Source organism: Corynebacterium sp. UMB8791 (genome assembly GCF_054166365.1).
The window spans coordinates 108,105-128,068 of record NZ_JBSZCG010000125.1 but is presented as its reverse complement, the minus strand read 5'-3'; the positions used below and the strand labels follow the sequence as shown (position 1 = coordinate 128,068).

Genomic DNA, 19,964 nt, shown 5'->3' with positions numbered 1-19,964 from the left:
ATGCATTCTTGGCCACAACCTGTAGTCCCTGCTGTCTCTGGTACTCCGGTGCCGCTGTCTCTGTACGACACCGCAGATAGGGTGGTAAAGCCCGTTAACACAGCTGCTCATCACTCGGGGAAGGTGGGGATGTACGTCTGCGGCATCACCCCATACGACTCCACTCACCTTGGACACGCAGCTACGTACCTCTCCTTTGATCTCATCTATCGTCAGCTCCTTGCTAACGGCCACGACGTTCATTACGTGCAGAACATCACCGATGTCGACGATCCATTGTTCGAGCGCGCGGAGCGAGACGGCGTCGATTGGCGCGAGCTGGGAACCGAACAGATCAACCTTTTCCGCAGCGACATGGAAGTGCTCTCAGTCATCCCGCCTCAGGACTATGTTGGCGCGATGGAGACTGTCGATGAGGTCATTGAGATGGTGCAGCGCTTGCTCGACGTCGGCGCAGCGTACCGTTTAGACCACGGTGATATTTACGCTGATATCACCGCAACCAAACAGTTTGGATACGAGTCAAACATGACGCGCGAGCAGATGGAGCATTTCTTTGCCGAGCGCGGGGGAGACCCTGACCGTGAGGGGAAACGAGACACACTCGATGCGCTGGTGTGGCGTGGACACAGGGAAGGGGAGCCCGCGTGGGATTCTCCCTTCGGCCCCGGCCGCCCAGGTTGGCATGTCGAGTGTTCTGCCATCGCTGCGAACCGTCTCGGCGTACCGTTTGCAATCCAAGGCGGAGGCTCGGACCTAGCGTTTCCACATCACGAGTTTTCTGCCGCGCATGCTGAGGCTGCGACTGGAGAACAACGGATGGCGCACCACTACGTGCACGCGGGAATGATCGCGCTTGAGGGAGTGAAGATGTCGAAATCTCTCGGCAATCTCGTCTTTGTACACAAGCTGACGGAACAGGGACACTCAGCGTCCGCGATCCGCCTTGCCGTCTTCTCCGGCCACTATCGCCAAGACCGCGATTTCTCCTACGAGGCACTCAATCAAGCAGAGCATCGACTCAAGTCGTGGCACACAATTCTTTCTCAGACAGATCAGCAGTCTCGCGTGGAGCAAACAATTCAAGATTTGCGCCAGGCCCTTGCTGACGACCTCGACACACCAACTGCGATTCAAATTATCGACGCCGCCAAAGGCGATTACAACGGGTTACTTCGACAAGCTATCGAAGGCTTACTCGGTGTAAAGGTAGGCAGCAACGATGAGTAGTCTCCGATCCACATTCCAATCCGATGTCGACGAGTTCATCGAGGATTTGAGGGTGTTTGCATCCGGTGAATATTTGCAAGAGCAGGACCTCGAACTCTGGGAAGCCCCATTTGACCCTGCCGTATTACCTGAGCTCCGTGAAATCCTCGAGATTTTTCTCGACACTGCGTCGCTCGTCGCGCAGCCGGTTGACGACGCCACCATCAGCGACCTCTACAGGGGCCTCATTGCCAATCTTGAAGAGTTCAACGCTAAGCATCAATATGCCGTGCTCGAGCCAGAGGAGATGTCGGACATCGAGGGAATTTTCGCGAAGGTCTCGGCACAGATTGGCGCGGATCCATCCGTCGTCCAGGAGCTGTTCAATCGTGAGTAGGGTTCGCGCTCCCCAAGCTGTGCTGTGGGATATGGATGGGACGCTCATCAATACCGAGCCGCTTTGGGCGCAAGCAACCTTTGAGCTGTCTGAGTTTTTGGGCAAGAGGCTTTCTGCGGAGGAGCGTCGAAAAGCGGAGGGCGTCAGTTTCCCCACAGCGTTGAGCATCATCACTACTTGGACCGGGTATTCCTTGCAGCCCGGAGATACAGAGCGGCTGAAGCGGTGGATGCAAGAACGGATGCAGCAACTCCTAGGGCAAGGTATTGAGCTGAACCCGGGAATACGCCACGTCCTTGACATACTGCGGGACCATGGCATTCCGATGGCCATTGCGACGAACACAGAACGCGCGCTCGCTCAAACCTGCATTGACTTCATCGGCAACGATTACTTTCAAGCAACCGTGACTGGAGATGAGGTATCCAACCCAAAACCAGCTCCGGATATGTATCTGAAAGCAGCGCAATTGGTTGGTGCTGAGCCGTCGCGCTGTATCGCAGTTGAAGACTCTCAGGCGGGAATGCAAGCAGCGATTAGGGCAGGTGCACGGGTGCTCGGCTTGGCCGACTATGTCCCGAAGCCGGCCACAAGAATCACCTTCAGCGATTTACAGTCTGCGACACTTCATGATGTTGCAAGGTGGTATTCCGCGCCATAAACCGCGCTCAAAGCTCTTCTGTTTCCGCTAAGGTGTTGTGCGTGAAGGACTTCGATCAACTTTTTGCTCAGCTCACTGAAACTGCCGACTCCAAGCGCCCTGACTCAAGCACGGTGCAAGCGTTAGAGAAGGGCGCCCATTTCATCGGCAAGAAAATCATCGAAGAAGCTGGTGAAGTGTGGATCGCTGCCGAGTATCAGTCTGACGAGGAGCTGGCGGAGGAAATGAGCCAGCTGATGTACTGGACCCAGGTAATGATGCTGCAACGAGGTCTTACCCCTGATGACATCTATAAATACCTCTAAGGATTTCGCCTGATGATTAAGTTTGCGGTTCCAAATAAAGGCTCTTTGTCAGAGAAGGCGCTCCAGATTCTCAAAGAGGCCGGTTACAAGGGGAGGGGCACGTCAAAAGCCCTGAATATCTGGGATGAAGAAAACGGTATTGAGTTCTTCTTCCTGCGCCCAAACGACATCGCTATTTACGTTGCTCAAGGCCACCTTGACCTGGGTATCACTGGGCGAGATTTGGCACTCAATTCCCATGCCGAAGTAGAAGAAGTACTTCCGTTGAGCTTTGGTGCATCAACGTTCCGGTTTGCTGCCCCGCAGTCTGAAACGTGGGCGGTGCCTGATTTGGAGGGTAAGCGGATAGCGACTTCATACCCGCACCTCGTGATTGACTATCTTGACGGGCTTGGCATCACTCCGAAGGAAGTCATTGAGCTTGACGGCGCTGTTGAGATTTCGATCAAGTTGGGCGTCGCGGACGTTATTGCTGACGTCGTATCCACTGGTACGACGCTAAGACAACATGGGCTGGCACCGTTTGGGGAGCCCATTCTTGCCAGCGAAGCCGTCGTCATTAAGCGCAAGGGCGTAATGCTGGCAAGCGAACATGAGGTAGTGCTTCAGCGTATCCGCGGCATCTTGAACGCGGAGAACTTCCTGATGCTCGATTACAACATTTGCAGAGATGACCTCGACAAAGCCAGCGAACTTACACCAGGCATGACGGGGCCGACTGTCTCGCCGCTGTCGCGCGACAACTGGGTCGCGGTGCGCGCTATGGTTCCGCGAACCCAAGCGAATGCGGTTATGGACGCTCTCTCTGAAATTGGCGCGGAAGCCATTTTGGCCACTCAGCTGCGCATTGCACGCCTATAGGATTTTCAATTAATCACCGATAAGTCACCCCTATCCCTATTATTGGGGTGACTAGGTGGCCCAAAAGTTGTATAGCGTCGAATTTGCGTACAATCAGTGGCATGAGTAATCGAATTGAAGAAGATCTGCTTGGCACACTCGAAGTGCCCTCCGACGTCTACTACGGCATCCACACCCTGCGTGCCGTCCACAACTTCCCGATCTCCGGCCAGACCATCAATGACCTGCCAGAGTTCATTCGTGGCATGGTGGAAGTAAAGAAAGCCACCGCACTGGCCAACAACCGCCTCCACGTTCTGCCAAAGAAGAAGGCGGACGCCATCGTCAAGGCCTGCGACGAGATCCTCGACAACGGTCGCTGCATGGACCAGTTCCCAATCGACCAGTTCCAAGGCGGCGCTGGCACGTCCCTGAACATGAACACCAACGAGGTTGTCGCAAACCTCGCTCTTGAGATCCTCGGTGAAGAAAAGGGTAGCTACGACATCATCAACCCGAATGATGACGTCAACATGTCCCAGTCCACCAACGACGCATACCCGACCGGCCTTCGCCTCGGTGTGTACTACGCCGTCCAGGGCCTGCTGACCGAGCTTGAGGAGCTCACCAAGGCGCTCAACGCTAAGGGTGAAGAGTTCGACGACATCATCAAGATGGGGCGCACCCAGCTCCAGGACGCAGTCCCGATGACGCTCGGCCAGGAATTCACTGGCTTCGGTGCACTGCTTGAGGAGGAACTGGACGTCATCAAGTCCGCAGCACAAGCACTGCTGACCGTCAACCTCGGTGCAACCGCAATTGGTACCGAGCTCAACACTCCAGACGGCTACCGTCAGAAGATCGTTGAGGCTCTCGCGGAAGTCACCAAGCTGGATATCAAGGGCGCACCGAACCTGATTGAGGCAACGTCCGATACCGGCGACTACGTGTGGATGCACTCCGCACTGAAGCGCGCCGCGATGAAGATCTCTAAGGTATGTAACGACCTTCGCCTGCTGTCCTCCGGCCCACGTGCTGGCCTGAACGAGATCAACCTGCCGGAAATGCAGGCTGGCTCTTCGATCATGCCTGCGAAGGTGAACCCTGTCATCCCTGAGGTTGTAAACCAGGTGTGCTTCAAGGTCTTCGGCAACGACGTTGCCGTCCTGACCGCATCTGAGGCCGGCCAGCTCCAGCTCAATGTCATGGAGCCGGTAGTTGCCGAGGCCCTGTTCAATTCCATCCGTCTCCTCACCAACGCCGTTCGTACGCTACGTGAGAAGTGCATCGTTGGCATCACCGCTAACAAGGATGTGTGTGAGGCCTTTGTGAACAACTCCATCGGCATCATCACATACCTGAACCCAGTGATCGGCCACCACAATGGTGACGTCATCGGTAAGGAAGCTGCTGCTACGGGTAAGAGCGTTCGTGATCTTGTTCTCGAGCGTGGCCTGCTCACGGAGGAGGAGCTGAAGGTTGTGCTGGGCAAGGACAACTTGATGCACCCAGAGTACCGCGGCGAATTTTTCGACGAGGACTAATCAACCAAAAGTAGTAAATCTCACACTCCCCTGATTCGGTAGTTATCGCCTCTTAGTGCGATAATGGAAACGAATACTAATTCGACCGAATCAGGGGAGTTCCTGTGTTACTTGTGATACAACTCATCATCCTGTTCGGCGCCATTGTGCTCGGCGCCCGGATGGGTTCCATTGCTATCGGTTTTGCCGGTGGCCTTGGCGTTTTGCTTCTCGGACTCACTGGCATGTCCGTAACTGCCGATGACATCCCCTTTGATGTCATCGGCATCATCATGTGTGTGATCGCTGCTATTTCTGCAATGCAGCTGGCGGGGGGCATGGACTACCTCGTTTACCTCGCTGAGAAGTTCCTACGCCGCAATCCAAAGCGCGTCACAGTGTACGCGCCAATCGTTACTTGGTTGATGACCGTGCTGGCAGGCACTGGCCACACCGCTTTTTCCACTCTTCCAGTTATCGTTGAGGTTGCTAAGGAGGGCGAAGTTCGCCCGTCCCGCCCGCTTTCGGTCGCAGTCATCGCATCACAGATGGCAATTGTTGCCTCGCCGATTTCTGCTGCAGTCGTCTTTATGGCCTCCGTACTTGAGCCGCTGGGCGTCGGATACCTGCAGTTGCTCGGCGTCATGATTCCTGCGACCTTCCTCGCGATCTTCCCAACCGCTTGGGTTTCAAACAAGCTTGGTAAAGACCTTGTTGACGACGAGGTGTACCAGCGTCGCCTCGCAGACGGATTGGTTGCAAAGTCCACGACTACTTCGAGCAGCTACCAGCCGAAGGACGGCGCGAAGGCATCCGTGTGGATCTTCCTTGTCGCAATTGTCATCGTTATGTTCTACGCGACGATCATCTCCGATCAGATCGGTCTCATCGAGAACCCAACCGTCCCTCGTAACGAGGCAATCATGGCGATCATGCTTTCCGCTGCCGCTGCGATCCTGCTTATTACGAAGTCTCGCGCAGCTGAGGTCTTGAACACCCAGGTGTTCCGTTCCGGCATGTCTGCTTCTGTGTGTGTGCTTGGTGTTGCATGGCTGGGTACGACCTTTATTAACCACTACATTGAGGACATTCAAAACATTGCTGGTGACGTCCTGACGGCACAGCCATGGCTGCTCGCAGTCGTTCTGTTCTTCGCAGCTTCGCTGCTCTACTCGCAGGCTGCCACCGCGAAGGCACTTATCCCAGCTGCTCTCGCAATTGGCGTCAGCCCGCTCACCGCTGTTGCAGCATTCCCAGCAGTGTCCGCACTGTTCGTGCTTCCGACGTACCCAACCCTGCTTGCAGCAGTGGAGATGGACGATACAGGCTCGACCCGAATCGGCAAGTACGTCTTCGACCACCCATTCATTCTGCCGGGTATCGTCTGCATCGCAGTCTCGGTAATTCTCGGCTACCTCATTGGGGCGGTGCTGATTTAAAGCTAAACTAGGGGCATGTCTACACAACATCACGACAGCCCCAAGTCCGAAGTTCTAACTGATGTGGAGATCGCTCAAGCGCATACGCTTGAACCGATCTCCACTATTGCGTTCAAGGCCGGTATTTCCGAAGATGCGCTGATTCCATATGGCAAGTACATGGCCAAGGTCGACCCCTCGCTTGTCAAGGACGATAAGCAAGGCAAGATCATTCTTGTCACAGGTGTTTCCCCAACCCCAGCGGGGGAGGGGAAATCCACCACACTGATTGGCTTAACTGATGCGTTTACAAACCTCGGCAAGAACGCCATTGTTGCTTTGCGGGAACCTTCTCTCGGCCCTGTGATGGGATTGAAGGGCGGCGCTGCTGGTGGCGGTTATTCCCAGGTGGTTCCGATGGAGAACATTAACCTCCACTTCACCGGAGACTTTCACGCCATCACGAGTGCGAACAATACATTGGCCGCGATGATTGACAACCACATCCACCAAGGAAATGAGTTGAACATCGATCCACGCCGTATTACGTGGCAGCGCTGCCTCGATGTGAATGATCGTTCACTGCGAAACGTAGTAACTGGTCTGGGGGGACCAGCCCACGGAGTACCGACGGAGACTGGATTTACGATTACCGCGGCTTCGGAAATTATGGCAATCCTCGGTCTTGCGAACGACCTTGACGACCTCCACGAACGCCTGGCACAAATCACTGTCGGTTTTACCTACGATCGCAAGCCGGTGACTGCGGGTGAGCTTAATGCAGCCGGGGCTATGACAGCGCTGCTAAAAGACGCATTGAAGCCGAACCTTGTGCAGACCATGGGTGGCACTCCTGCATTTATCCATGGCGGTCCGTTTGCAAACATTGCCCATGGTTGCAACACCTTGATTGCCACGAAGACAGCACAGAAGTGTGCTGACTACGTCTTTACGGAAGCAGGATTCGGGGCTGATCTCGGCGCGGAAAAGTTCTTCGATATCAAGTCACATTACGGTGACCTCGACGTGGCTGGCGCGGTAGTGGTCGCCACTATCCGTTCTATCAAGTACAACGGTGGTGTTAACCGCTCCGATCTCAAGTCTGAAAACCTGGATGCGCTGGCGAAGGGCATTGTGAACCTTGAGCGGCACGTCGAAAACCTTCGTAAATTTGGTGTCCGCCCTGTCGTGGCGCTCAATCTGTTCACTTCTGACACGGATCGTGAGCGCGCTTGGATGGCAAAGTGGGCGAAGGATTTCGGTGTTGCACTGGAAGAGGCCGAGGTATGGGCGAAAGGCGGTAAAGGCGCCGAGAAGCTGGCAAAGACGGTCCTCGACAATCTGGTCGAAGGTGCTTCGTCGTCGCTGTACAACCCGGAGGAAGGTGTCGAGCAGTCAATCGAGACGATTGCCCGCGAGGTATACCGCGCGGCAGATGTTCAGTACTCGGATGCGGCGCGGAAAGACCTCGAGAACTTGCGTGCGAGTGGTGCAGATGCCCTACCGGTATGTATCTCAAAAACGCAGTACTCGTTTAGCGACGACCCCTCTCGCCTCGGAGCGCCTGAGGGGCACACACTGCATGTGCGTCAGCTCATTCCGCGTACGGGTGCCGGATTCGTACTAGCACTCACTGGTGCTGTAATGACGATGCCTGGCCTGCCGAAAAATCCAGCAGCCAACAACATTGATGTCGATTCGAGTGGCAACATCAAGGGGCTATTCTAGTTTTAGCCTGCAGTGGTCCGTCGCGGTGTTTACTCCACATCCGCCGCGGACCCCGGCCACCCAGGGTACTGCGGTGGCGTCCCGCCGAACTCCGGGCAGTACGCCTGAAACGCACACCAATCACAGAGCCTGGAACGTTTTGGTCGGAACTGTCCGGTTTCACCGTCACGGGTAATTTTGGCCCAAAGTTCACCGAGGTCGCGCTCGAAGTACTCGAGTTCTTCACTTGTAGGGGTAAGGAAGAGTGAGTCTGCCACCTTGAGATACATGAGCCGCAGTTGATCAGGTATTTCGTTGAAAAGCCGCCAGTACACCAGTGCGTAGAAGCGCATCTGGAACTTCGCGTCGTGTGAGAACCTTGGCTGTGGTTTCTTGCCGGTCTTGTAGTCAACGACCCTGATTTCACCAGTTGGCGCGACGTCAACGCGGTCGATGAAGCCTCGCACGGGCACACCGTTAGGCAGCACAGTATTGACGTACATTTCTTGCTTGTGTGAGTCAAAGCCAAGTGGGTTTTCCATCTGGAAATATCCGCGTAGGAGCGTGCGGGCGTCGATAAAAAGCAGTTGTTCGTCCTCGATGGGGTCTGCAACGCTGGGGTCCTGTTCGCACATCTTCTGCCATGCGGGGACGATGAGTTTGACCGCCGCAGGGTAGGTGCGTTGTTCGCGTTCCATCCCAAACAGTTCCTCGAGGACGGCATGCACGAGGGTGCCTTTGACCTGGGGTTCAGTTTTGGGTTCTTCGATTTTGTCGATCGCTCGCAGCCTGTAGAGCAGTGGGCACTGCTGGTAGTCGGACGCGCGCGAGGGGGACAGGGCTAACGGTTTCGCTTTCATATTCGTCCTATCCTAGTGGTTTCTCTCGAGCTAGACTCGCACGTATGACTACATCGATTGATTCGTTTCTTCGATTTCTTAGCGCAAGCTCGAGCGCGTTCCACGCAGCTAGCCAAGTTCGCTCGATGCTCGTAGGCAAAGGATTTCTTGACGACGCCAGCTCCACCGCATCTCCCGCAACTCCGGGTGGCCATGTGGCCGTCGAAGGAGGGGCAGTCGTAGCGTGGTGGATACCCGAAGAGTTTGACTCCGAGACCAGCCGATTTCGGATTGTTGGGTCGCATACGGATTCCCCTGGGCTTATGGTGAAGCCGAGGCCTGACGTTAAGGGAGAGGGGATACATCAGGTGGCAGTTGAGGTCTACGGCGGGCCGATTTTGCAGAGTTGGTTCGACCGTGACCTTGCCTTTGCGGGGCGTGTGGTGGACGCGAGTGGGAAGACCCACTTGGTAAATACTGGTCCGATTGCTCGGGTCCCGAACCTCGCAATTCACTTGTACCGAGCGGATACGCCTCCGGTTGAGCGCCAACAACACACGCAGCCGGTGCTCGGCGTGGATCGTCCGCTCTTGGAAGTCATCGGTGAGCAAATTGGGTTGGGTGGCGAGTCAATTGCTGCGCACGAGCTGATTACGGTAGATACGCAGCCTGGTGCAGTGATTGGTAACATGCTGATGGCTGGTCGGCTTGACAACCTTACCAGTGTGTGGGCGAGCCTAGAAGCGCTGATTGAAGCCCAACGTGAGGCAACACATTCCGATGTATTGGTTCTCGTCGCGTTCAACCACGAAGAGGTCGGTTCAAACTCACCGACGGGCGCAGCAGGCCCACTACTCGAGCGATTCCTACGACGAATCGCGTCCGGGCTGGGGGTCAATGACTTCCTGAGCCTCTGCGCTAGGTCTTCGATGATCTCAGCCGACGCTGCTCACGCGGTGCACCCGAACTATGCAACAAAGCACGATCCTTCGCATCGCCCTTTGCTGAACGCCGGGCCTGTCCTGAAGGTGAACGCAAATCAGCGCTACGCCTCCGACGCGGAAACTGAGGCAACGTGGCTTCGCGCTTGCGAGGCGGCGTGTGTGCCGAACCAGGTGTTCGTCGGAAACAACGACGTCCCTTGCGGTTCGACGATCGGACCTATCGCCGCGACTCGCCTTGGCATCCCTACCGTGGATGTTGGTGTTCCGTTGCTCTCGATGCACTCCGCCCGTGAAATGTGTGCGGTAGAGGATATGAAGTGGTTTGTACAGGCGCTCCACGCCTTTTACACGGATGCGCGAGTGTAAGGCATACTGAACAACATGTATTCAGGTCCATTTCGCGTTGGCGATAAAGTCCAACTCACGGACGCAAAGCGTCGCCACTTCACCATCCAACTCGTTGAAGGAGGGCAGTTTCACTCACATAAGGGGATTGTCAGCCACGACGACATCATCGGCGCGCACGAAGGCTCGGTGGTGAAGTCCACCTTGGGTGCGGACTATCTCTGTTTCAGGCACCTGCTTGTTGATCACGTGTTATCCATGCCACGTGGCGCCGCGGTCATTTATCCAAAGGATGCCGCTCAGATTCTTGTCGAGGGCGACATTTTTATGGGTGCGCGCGTGTTGGAGGCCGGCGCAGGTTCCGGTGCTCTCACGATGTCGCTCTTGCGTGCTGTCGGTCCCGATGGTCATGTGTTTTCCTACGAGATCCGCGATGATCATCTGAAGTTCGCGAAAGACAACGTAGAGGACTACTTCAACGGTCGCCCTGATTGGTGGACACCACGTCTGGGAGATTTCGGTGAGGTCACTCAAGAGGACCTTGGTGGACCAGTTGACCGCGTGATCTTGGACATGGTTGAACCGTGGCACTTCATCGACACCGTCAAGAATGTGTTGATCCCCGGTGGCGTTTTCATGACCTACGTGGCAACCGTCCCGCAGCTGATGAACATTATGGAGGGCATCCGCGAGGCAAAGTGCTTTACGGAACCTCGCGCATGGGAAACCCTGCTGCGTGAATGGAAGGTCGAAGGTCTGGCAACTCGGCCAGAACACCGTATGAACGCGCACACTGCATTTCTCGTGTGGACGCGCCGACTCGCGGACGGAGTGACACCACCTCGTCCGCAACGGCGCGCGCGTCGCTAAGATTCCTTGTATGACTGAACGCTTGCCCGAAGTCCAGGTACTCACACGCGACAACCAGCAGCTCCGCGCGCGCAATGCACAGCTTGCGGACATGCTCAAAACCAGTCGGGACAAGCTGCAAGAGCTCTACGAACAGGTCGAGTCCCTCGGCGACCCAGCTTCGACGTACGGTCTGTTCCTTGCGTCCACTGGCAATGGAACAGACGCTGAAGTCTTTACAAGCGGTCGGCACATGCGTGTCAAGGTCGCGCCAACGATCGCGATCGACCGAGTGAAGCCGGGGTCGCTGGTTAGGCTTGGCGATGGCAGCGTGGTACTCGAGGTCTGCCAATATCCTGCTGTGGGCCAGCTAGCTACGCTCGTTGAAAAGCTGGACGCCGGTCGCGCTATTGTGCAAGACATCCAGGGAACGGAGCACGTCGTACGGCTTACAGACGAGCTACAACGTGAAAGCCGTGCCGGTGACACGTTGCTTACTGATGTGCGCGCACAGTTCGCGTTTGAGCGCATTGCAAAGACCGAGGTGAACCAGCTTTCACTCGAAGAAGTACCCGATGTGACGTATGAGGACATCGGCGGGCTCCAAGAACAGATTGAGCTCATCCACGATGCGGTTGAGCTGCCGTTCGCGCACCCTCACCTTTACCAGCAGTATGACTTGAAGCCCCCGAAGGGCCTGCTACTGTACGGCCCGCCCGGGTGCGGTAAGACGCTGATTGCGAAAGCGGTCGCGAATTCGTTGGCGCACCGGCTTGGTCATGGTGCGTCGGCGCACTTCATCAACGTGAAGGGCCCCGAGCTGCTGAATAAGTTCGTGGGAGAGACCGAGCGTAGAATCCGGCTGATTTTCGAGCGTGCGAGGGAGCTCGCCTCGGAAGGTCGCCCCGTGATCATTTTCTTCGATGAGATGGAGTCGATCTTCCGTACCCGCGGTTCGGGGGTGTCCTCCGATATGGAAACGACAGTTGTGCCGCAGCTGCTCACAGAGATTGACGGCGTAGAAGATATTTCGAACGTCATCGTCATCGGCGCGACGAATAGGGAAGAGCTCATTGACCCTGCGATTCTCCGACCTGGACGCCTCGATATCAAGGTGCGGATTTCACGCCCGACTAAAGCTGAGGCCCTCGATATCTTCGGCCGGTACTTACGCCCTGAAGTCCCTCACGCAGCTCCTATCGAGGAGCTTGCACAGATCGCCGTCGAGGAGTTGTTCGCGCCGCGGCCTTTCGTCCGTCTCCGGTTGATTGATGGCTCTGAGGAGACGTTGCACTACTCTGACTTTGTCTCTGGTGCGATGATCGCGAACATTGTCAGCCGCGCCAAAAAGCTTGCTATCAAGGACGCTATTTCCGGCGAGTCAGATACCGGCGTTACTGCGGAGCACCTGCGTGCGGCGGTTCGCGCGGAGCAGCAGGAAAATGAGGACCTGCCAAATACTGCCGACCCAGATACTTGGTCGCGCCTAGCCGGTCGACATGGCAAGCAGGTGGTCGCTGTGGAGGTCGTCGCTAGGTCAGCATCCTAGAAACTCAGCGAGGGAGCGCGTTGCGGCATCAAAGTCTTGGTCGCTCAGCGTTGAGAAACTGAGCAGTGCAAAACAGTCTTCGCCAGCGCCAGTTGAATCACCGGTCGCGCAAACGCAGCCGACGCGTTTCAGCTGCTCCCTGAAGCGCTGCAGATCGCGTTGATGAGAAAACTCAACGATAATGTCAGCGCTACTCGTGTTGCTCATGGTGGCGTTGCTCGCACCACTGGCTTCGGCAATACGCTCGAGGAGTGGGGTTACCTGTCGACGCCGCTTCGCAAGCCGAGTGTGAAACGCCTTGGTGCTTTTCCGGACGGTGCCATCAGTCAGTAGGTGCGCGATCGCGTGTTGGGTAACTGTCGATACCGGCATTCCTAGCACTTCCCGGGTCTCTTGCACCGAGGAAAACGTATCCGGTGTGGTGACGATGTAGCCGGCGGAAAGCTGCTTGTGCAGCAGCGTTGTGAAAGTACCGAGCGTGAGCACGCTGCCTGAGTTCGGTAGAGCGCTCAGTGTCGGTTGGGGAGCGGTTCGGTAGCGCAGTTCTGTGTTGAAGTCATCCTCGATGAGCAACGTACCCGTTGCCGATGCCCATTCGAGTAACTCAACGCGTCGGCGTACTGTCATGACACCGCCAAACGGCGGCACGTGGGCTGGCGTGATGAGCAGTGCGTCGATGTCGCACGGAAGCTGCGAGACTAAGACGCCTTCGTCGTCACATTGGCAGGGCACCGTCGCATGGCCTGCGAGAGCGATCACGGAACGAAGCCCGCTGGACTCCGAAGTTTCAACACCAACTCGGACGCTGTTGCCAATAGACATCAGCGTGAGCAGCAGTCCTTCGCGGGTCCCCCCGGTGACGATGACCTCCTCCGGAGCAACGTGAAGCCCACGAGCTACTCGCAGGTGCTCGGCGATTGCAGTCCGTAGTTTCGGCTCGCCTTGTGGGTCGGCCTGTTTCGGCACGCAATATGAGGCTTCGCGCCATGCACGGTGCCAGGCTGCTGGCCGGATCATGCCGTCGATACCTGATGTTGGGACCAGCGAAAGTACTGCAGGTGTTGACGCCTCGTTGGATGCTCTTTGCCTCTGTTGTATCGACTGCTTCGGTACTCGGAGCTCAGGATGAATCCTTGTTGGTGCTCCCTGCGTGGTATCCAGATAGCCTTCGCTGATGAGCTGATCGAACGCGCTGACCACGGTCCCACGCGATACGCCGAGTTGGGTAGCAAGCTCGCGGGTAGATGCGATGGTGTCTCCGGGTCGCAGTGTGCCTTCGGCAACCGCGGTTCGGATTTGCGCTGCGATTTGAGCAGGAAGTGAAAGTGATGCGTTACGCGAGACTGGAAAGAACATATTCACCAACTGGTACAAAATATTGCCATAAAACTGGACCTCGTAATCGTCCAGATCGTACCGCATGATGGAACCCATGACTGATTTTTCGAAACATGCAGAGTTGACCAACAGCTTGCGCGGCGGCGTCATCATGGACGTCGTGACCGCAGAGCAGGCGAAGATTGCGGAGAATGCCGGCGCCGTTGCCGTCATGGCACTTGAGCGAGTCCCGGCAGACATCCGTGCCCAGGGAGGGGTGGCGCGTATGTCCGACCCCGACCTCATCGAAGAGATCCTCGACGCGGTGGAAATCCCAGTCATGGCAAAGGCCCGCATCGGACACACGGTCGAGGCCGCGATCTTGGAGCATCTCAAAATCGATTACATCGATGAGTCCGAGGTGCTCAGCCCAGCTGACTATGTCAACCACATCGATAAGAACGCGTTCAACACCCCCTTCGTGTGCGGTGCGACAAACTTGGGTGAAGCACTTCGCCGCATCAATGAAGGCGCGTCCATGATTCGTTCCAAAGGCGAGGCTGGTACTGGTGATGTCTCCGAGGCCACGAAACATATCCGCACTATCAAAGCCCAAATCGCACAGCTGCAGGCTACGGTAGCGTCTAACCCAGATGAGCTCTACGTCGCGGCGAAAGAGCTGCAAGCCCCATATGATCTGGTGAAGTACGTTGCTGAACACGGCGAGCTTCCCGTTGCCCTGTTCACCGCTGGTGGCGTTGCAACACCGGCTGACGCAGCTCTGATGATGCAGCTTGGCGCTGACGGCGTCTTCGTCGGCTCGGGCATCTTTAAGTCCGAGCATCCAGAGAAGCGCGCGGAAGCTGTCGTTCGTGCAACCCGCAACTGGCAAGACATCGCCGAAGTCACAGCAGCTTCACGCGGCCTTGGCGAGGCAATGGTTGGCATTAACGTCAGCGATCTGCCTGCGCCGCATCGCTTGGCTGAGCGCGGCTGGTAAATGCCAGCACGGGAGGTAGCGTCGCGGTACAGTCGTGAGCCATGGGACGTTTCATGGGAACAGAAACTGAGTATGGCATCACGACTCCGAGCGACCCGACGCTCAGCCCGCTCATAACCTCGACGCATGCCGTCGTGGCGTACGCTGCGATGCATACGAGTGCTCGAAGCCGATGGGACTACGCAGAGGAACACCCGCTGAAGGATACTCGCGGATACGACCTCCAACGCTATCGGACGGTTCCTGTTGTCGACCCAAACGCGATTGGCGTGGCTAATGTGGTGACTACTAACGGTGCTCGGTATTACGTCGACCACGGCCATCCTGAATACTCCTCCCCGGAAGTTGATAACGCCTGGGACGCCATGCTGTACGACGCCGCTGGTGATCTCTACTTGCGGCAGTCCATGGACGACATCCGCGATCTCTGGGACGAAGGTATTTCGGTGCTTGACGGCGCTGCACCATGCCCACCCATTAAGTTCTACAAGAACAACGTCGATGGCAAGGGCCAGTCGTACGGCAGTCACGAAAACTACCAGTACTCACGCCATACTGACTTCGCAGCGGTGGTAGAGGGGCTCATTCCGTTCTTCGTCACTCGGCAGGTCATCATTGGCGCCGGACGAGTTGGCATCGGGCGCGAAAGTGAACATGCCGGTTTCCAGATTTCACAGCGCGCAGACTACTTCGAGCAGGAAATCTCACTCGAAACGACACTGAACCGAGGCATCATCAACACGCGCGACGAACCACACGCTGACGCTACACAGTTTCGACGCCTCCACGTCATCATCGGTGACGCCAACATGAGCCAGTACTCCAACTTCTTGAAGATGGGCATGACCAAACTCGTGCTCGACGCAATCGAAGCTGGAGTGGACTTCTCGGACCTCACCATCCAGGACCCGGTTGCTGAGCTGCAACGCATCTCCCACGACCCAACGTGCACACACAAACTACTTCTTGCCAACGGTAGGCGCTGCACAGCAATCGAGGTGCTTCGGGAAATCCGAGATCGGGTGCAGGGGCTGCCAAACGAAGGGGACGTCGATAAGCGAGTGCTCGCTCTTTGGGCTGAAGTGCTCGATGATCTCGCAGTCGACCCACTGCGCACCGCGGATCGCCTTGATTGGACGGCCAAGTGGGCGCTTGTGCGCTCGTTCATGGACCGAGGAGTAGCCGCGGACGACCCAAAGTTGAAAATGATCGACATCCAGTACGCTGACATAGATCCTGCGAAATCGCTGTATAACGCACTCGTCCGAAAAGGATCGATACGGACGCTAGTAGGCGATGAGGAGATTGCTCACGCAGCAAAGAACCCGCCGAGAAACTCCCGCGCGTACTTCCGTGGCAAGGTAACCGAAAAGTTTGGGGAAGAGATCGCGGCATCGAGTTGGCAGTCCATCGTTTTCAGGATTGAGGATCGAATGGTCCGCGTGCCGCTCGACGATGTCAATGGCTGGACGTATGAGCAAACTGCCCAAATCATCAACCGCGCTACAACGGCATCGGAGCTGCTAAACGCGCTAGGGTATAAGCATGTCTAAGCAGCAACAAATGTTCGGTGGAGGAGACACCCCGGAACCGCAGAATGAAGAAGGCAACAGCGCCCAAGCCCAGGTCAAGGTGACAGGCACTGACGATTTACTCGATGAGATTGATGCCTTGCTTGACACGAACGCTGAGGAGTTTGTGCGCTCATTCGTTCAAAAAGGTGGCCAATGAGTTCCGAACACCCTGCGCTGTATGCGCGCCGAATCATGGGGGTAGAGACGGAGTTTGGGCTCGCCGCCTACGCACATGGGCAATCCATCCTTGGCCCGGAAGAGCTTTCGCGCTACTTGTTCCGGCCGGTAGTTTCGCGCTATCGGTCGTCGAATATCTTCACCCAGAATGGCTCTCGGCTCTATCTCGACGTAGGTGCGCACCCTGAAATCGCGACGCCAGAGTGCGACTCACTGATGCAGCTCTTGCAATACGACAAGGCTGGCGAGATGCTCTACCACCAGCTTGCGCTGCATGCAGAGGAAGCCCTTGCACAGGAGGGGACTCCGGCCCAGGTGTACCTGTTTAAGAACAACGTCGACTCACAGGGCAACTCTTACGGTGCACACGAGAATTATCTAGTGAGTCGAGAAATCGTCCTGAAGTCATTCAGCAAGCAGCTCCTGCCTTTTTTGATTACGAGACAGCTAATATGCGGCGCAGGAATGATCAATAAGGGCAAGTTTGTGCTGTCCCAGCGCGCCGACCAGGTGTGGGAAGGGGTTTCATCTGCCACCACGCGCACGCGTCCCATTATTAACACTCGAGATGAGCCACACGGAGATTCTCATCGATTCCGCCGAATGCACGTCATCGTCGGTGACTCCAACATGTCGGAAACTACGTTCGCGCTCAAGGTAGGCGCGACGCAGCTGGTCATTGAGATGCTCGAGGCTGGCTTCCCGATGCCGAACGTGGAGCTCGAAGATCCGATCAAGCATATTCGAGCGATTGCGCTCGACCCGACTGGCCAAACGCTCCTTACTTGTAAAGATGGTTCAACTGTTACAGCACTCGCGGTGCAGCAACAGATTCTTGACGCCGCCACAAAATGGCTGACACAACGGCCAGACGAGGGAACCTCAAACGAGGAACTCGGTCGGGTAGTGGAGCTATGGCAAAGAGTGCTGACTGCAATCGAGACGCAGGATTTCTCTGCGGTTGACACAGAGATCGACTGGGTGATCAAACACAAGCTCTTAGAGCAAGTTCGTGAAAAACTAGACACGGACTGGTCACATCCGAAATTGGCACAGATTGATTTGACCTATCACGACATCAACCCGGAGCGTGGTCTGTTCTACCTGCTGCAACGCAAAGGCCTCGCGGCGCGTTGGACTACCCACGCGGACATTCGAATGGCTGCTGAGCAGCCTCCTGCCACGACTCGCGCCGCGCTGCGGGGCAGGTTCCTCTCAGCTGCTCGGGACTACAACGCGGAGCACAACGTCGACTGGGTGCACCTGAAAGTAAACCGTCCAGAGCCTCGAACGCTCAAGCTTCTCGATCCCTTCGAAACCGAGAACGCTGACGTCGACGCCTTGATCCAATACATCGTGGACAACCACCAACAGGAGCATCATGACGCGTAGTGATGTAATGACTTCCCGGCAGCTGAACTTGGCGTTCGCGTTACTGGGGTCACCGCGTCCGAGGACACAGCAGTGGATTGCCAAGCACGTCGACGGATACGCTGATCGAACTCCAGAGGCCCTGGAAAAACTGATTAAGCGCGACGTCGACGACCTTCGCCGTGTTGGCGTGCCCGCAGAAACTCGAGCAGGCGAGGCATGGATCGAACACGATAAATATGAACTCGAGCCGCTCAACCTCACTGTTGAGGAGGCAACGGCGCTCGGCCTAGTAGTTGATCTCAGCCAGGCGGGACGCCTAGGCGCGTTTGCGCGATCCGGTTGGACAAAGATCGCGGCATCTGGCGTTACCAGGATGTTTGATAGTCCAACCATTGCGTTCGTCGACAACGACATCATCAACCTCGACCCTGATGTACTCAAGGCGGCCTTGGCTTGCGCACGCACCAAGACCCGCATGACGTTCGATTTTCAGCCAGCTCCAGGTGCGTCGATCCAGCGCCGAACGTTCGACCCTTGGAGCGTCGTACCTCTCAATAACAAGACTTACCTTGTTGGTTGGGACTGCGATCGCGGCCAGGAGCGCGTCTTCAGACTGATGAAGGTGAGCAACATCAGGAAGTCGAAGAATCAGACATCGTTTCACGACGCCACCAAGGACCCGCGTGACGTACTTCAGAACGTACTTCGTGGCCCGCTTGTCGATGCCGTGGTGGAAATTTCAGCTGGTGTAGGCGAGGAGCTATCACTGCAAGGAGAGCGCTCAGAAGGCTCTGCAGCGGGTCTGGACCGGATAGCTGTCAGTGGGGTCGAACGCGACTGGCTCGTGCGCACTCTCGCGAGCCTTGCTCCGCATGTGCGCTCAATTACGCCGCCCGATATCCACGAAGAGGTATCTGCGCTCTTGCGCAAACAGCTTCGAGGACAGGAACGAGTTGAAGCATGAAGCAAAACACTGCAGTCGAACGCCAGGTGCGTCTGGCACGGCTTTTAAACCTGTTGTCATACCTGTCGCAGCACCCAGATCGTTCACCAATGGAAATAGCGCGGGACATCGGAACTGACGCGGAACAGGTGAAAAGCGACTTGGCGATGCTCCATTTGTCGGGAGTTGGCAATGGCCCCGGGGAGATGATTGATCTCAAACATTCGTGGACCGAGGTGACCGTCATTGACGACCAAGGTTTGAGTCGGCCCTTGCGTCTCACACCAACCGAGGCAAACACATTGTTACTACTGCTCGACTCATTCGAGACCATGCCAGGCCTGCTCGACCAAGCGGCGCTGAGTTCTGCAGCAGAGAAGTTGCGAGCTGTAGTTGGCAGTACCTCCGTGCTTGACGCGGATGGGGAACAAAGCGATCAAGAATCCATCCTGGGGATACTTCAAAGTGGTTTGCAGCAGGGCGTCCAAGTGCAGGTGACATACTTTTCGCCTTCCTCCGATACGCTTCGTGAGCGCCAGTTGACCGGTATTCGGTTCTTTCACCAAGGTGGTCACACCTATTTCACGGCGCTGGATGAAGGAGAGGAGAAGAGCTTCCGAACTGACCGTATTCGTGAAGCTCAGTTGACCGAAGTTCCAGCCGACCGTTCTGCGGTAGGCAAAACGTTCGACGGCTCCGACCCATTTGGCTTCGACTCTGAAAACATCGCTAACCTACTCGTATCTTCCGATGCGACATGGCTTGCGGACTACTGGGAAATCGAAATCGGTGATGCCTATGATGACGGACGGATTGAGGCAACCATGGTCTACGGGTCCGCGGACTGGCTTATCCGTTTCTGCCTTAGCCAAGGAGACCGCATCGAACTCATCGGTCCGCCAGAGCTGGCTGATGAGGCACGCCGTCGTGCGTTTTCCGGCTTAGAGGCATTAGAATAGCGGAGGACTCTACCCAAGCAGTGTGAAAGGAATC

Annotated in this window: 19 protein-coding genes; 17 read left to right on the top strand and 2 right to left on the bottom strand. The window is 56.3% G+C overall.

Translation table 11 applies throughout. From position 1 onward, the window contains the following. The 8 genes from mshC to ACXIUA_RS08010 all read left to right on the top strand — a co-directional run bounded on the left by mshC (position 1) and on the right by ACXIUA_RS08010 (position 8,081). A complete protein-coding gene (mshC, locus tag ACXIUA_RS08045; protein ID WP_457976530.1) occupies positions 1-1,230 on the top strand; it encodes a cysteine--1-D-myo-inosityl 2-amino-2-deoxy-alpha-D-glucopyranoside ligase in 1,230 nt (409 codons plus the stop codon). Further along, positions 1,223-1,606, top strand: a complete 384-nt coding sequence (locus ACXIUA_RS08040) for a hypothetical protein (protein ID WP_457976529.1) — start codon at positions 1,223-1,225, stop codon at positions 1,604-1,606. Before mshC ends, ACXIUA_RS08040 begins: the two co-directional genes overlap by 8 nt. Next, positions 1,599-2,267 (top strand): HAD family hydrolase, encoded by a 669-nt coding sequence (locus tag ACXIUA_RS08035; RefSeq protein WP_246814877.1) that lies wholly within the window; start codon positions 1,599-1,601, stop codon positions 2,265-2,267. The genes ACXIUA_RS08040 and ACXIUA_RS08035 overlap by 8 nt, the downstream gene beginning before the upstream one ends. A 41-nt stretch (positions 2,268-2,308) precedes the next feature. Then, complete coding sequence (locus ACXIUA_RS08030) at positions 2,309-2,572, top strand: phosphoribosyl-ATP diphosphatase (RefSeq protein ID WP_070362457.1); 264 nt, start codon at positions 2,309-2,311, stop codon at positions 2,570-2,572. 12 nt (positions 2,573-2,584) lie between these two features. Beyond that, positions 2,585-3,433, top strand: a complete 849-nt coding sequence (gene hisG / locus ACXIUA_RS08025; RefSeq protein ID WP_457976528.1) for an ATP phosphoribosyltransferase — start codon at positions 2,585-2,587, stop codon at positions 3,431-3,433. A 101-nt stretch (positions 3,434-3,534) separates the two neighbouring features. Continuing rightward, positions 3,535-4,956, top strand: a complete 1,422-nt coding sequence (aspA, locus tag ACXIUA_RS08020) for an aspartate ammonia-lyase (RefSeq protein WP_070362459.1) — start codon at positions 3,535-3,537, stop codon at positions 4,954-4,956. Between the two features lie 104 nt (positions 4,957-5,060). Then, complete coding sequence (locus ACXIUA_RS08015) at positions 5,061-6,374, top strand: anaerobic C4-dicarboxylate transporter (protein WP_070976914.1); 1,314 nt, start codon at positions 5,061-5,063, stop codon at positions 6,372-6,374. 15 nt (positions 6,375-6,389) lie between these two features. After that, on the top strand, positions 6,390-8,081 hold the full coding sequence (locus tag ACXIUA_RS08010; RefSeq protein ID WP_457976527.1) for a formate--tetrahydrofolate ligase: 1,692 nt from the start codon (positions 6,390-6,392) through the stop codon (positions 8,079-8,081). Positions 8,082-8,110: 29 nt separating this feature from the next. On the opposite strand, the gene ACXIUA_RS08005 is transcribed toward ACXIUA_RS08010, so the two are convergent. Then, a complete protein-coding gene (locus ACXIUA_RS08005) occupies positions 8,111-8,920 on the bottom strand; it encodes a RecB family exonuclease (RefSeq protein WP_457976526.1) in 810 nt (269 codons plus the stop codon). Between the two features lie 44 nt (positions 8,921-8,964). On the opposite strand from ACXIUA_RS08005, the gene ACXIUA_RS08000 reads away from it, so the two are divergent. From ACXIUA_RS08000 to arc, 3 genes are read left to right on the top strand one after another with little or no spacing between them, the layout of a single operon-like run. Continuing rightward, positions 8,965-10,209 (top strand): M18 family aminopeptidase, encoded by a 1,245-nt coding sequence (locus ACXIUA_RS08000; RefSeq protein WP_457976525.1) that lies wholly within the window; start codon positions 8,965-8,967, stop codon positions 10,207-10,209. Positions 10,210-10,224: 15 nt separating this feature from the next. Further along, the gene (locus ACXIUA_RS07995) at positions 10,225-11,058 is read left to right on the top strand and encodes a tRNA (adenine-N1)-methyltransferase (RefSeq protein WP_070477125.1); all 834 of its coding nucleotides are present in this window, start codon (positions 10,225-10,227) and stop codon (positions 11,056-11,058) included. Positions 11,059-11,068: 10 nt separating this feature from the next. Then, a complete protein-coding gene (gene arc, locus ACXIUA_RS07990; protein ID WP_288791860.1) occupies positions 11,069-12,586 on the top strand; it encodes a proteasome ATPase in 1,518 nt (505 codons plus the stop codon). Here arc and pdxR read toward each other — a convergent pair. Beyond that, on the bottom strand, positions 12,575-14,008 hold the full coding sequence (pdxR, locus tag ACXIUA_RS07985) for a MocR-like pyridoxine biosynthesis transcription factor PdxR (RefSeq protein ID WP_252930886.1): 1,434 nt from the start codon (positions 14,006-14,008) through the stop codon (positions 12,575-12,577). The genes arc and pdxR overlap by 12 nt on opposite strands. Before the next feature lie 10 nt (positions 14,009-14,018). On the opposite strand from pdxR, the gene pdxS reads away from it, so the two are divergent. From pdxS to ACXIUA_RS07955, 6 genes are read left to right on the top strand one after another with little or no spacing between them, the layout of a single operon-like run. After that, positions 14,019-14,903 carry a pyridoxal 5'-phosphate synthase lyase subunit PdxS gene (pdxS, locus tag ACXIUA_RS07980; RefSeq protein ID WP_369822168.1) on the top strand — a complete coding sequence of 295 codons (885 nt, stop codon included), beginning with the start codon at positions 14,019-14,021 and terminating at the stop codon, positions 14,901-14,903. Positions 14,904-14,944: 41 nt separating this feature from the next. Then, the gene (gene dop / locus ACXIUA_RS07975; RefSeq protein WP_457976524.1) at positions 14,945-16,456 is read left to right on the top strand and encodes a depupylase/deamidase Dop; all 1,512 of its coding nucleotides are present in this window, start codon (positions 14,945-14,947) and stop codon (positions 16,454-16,456) included. After that, on the top strand, positions 16,449-16,634 hold the full coding sequence (locus ACXIUA_RS07970) for a ubiquitin-like protein Pup (protein ID WP_288791857.1): 186 nt from the start codon (positions 16,449-16,451) through the stop codon (positions 16,632-16,634). The genes dop and ACXIUA_RS07970 overlap by 8 nt, the downstream gene beginning before the upstream one ends. Beyond that, positions 16,631-18,046, top strand: coding sequence for a Pup--protein ligase (gene pafA, locus ACXIUA_RS07965; protein WP_457976523.1), 1,416 nt, complete (start codon positions 16,631-16,633; stop codon positions 18,044-18,046). The genes ACXIUA_RS07970 and pafA overlap by 4 nt, the downstream gene beginning before the upstream one ends. Further along, positions 18,036-18,992, top strand: a complete 957-nt coding sequence (locus tag ACXIUA_RS07960; RefSeq protein WP_256008175.1) for a helix-turn-helix transcriptional regulator — start codon at positions 18,036-18,038, stop codon at positions 18,990-18,992. Before pafA ends, ACXIUA_RS07960 begins: the two co-directional genes overlap by 11 nt. Next, positions 18,989-19,930, top strand: coding sequence for a helix-turn-helix transcriptional regulator (locus ACXIUA_RS07955; protein ID WP_256000183.1), 942 nt, complete (start codon positions 18,989-18,991; stop codon positions 19,928-19,930). The genes ACXIUA_RS07960 and ACXIUA_RS07955 overlap by 4 nt, the downstream gene beginning before the upstream one ends. The last annotated feature ends 34 nt before the right edge of the window (positions 19,931-19,964 follow it).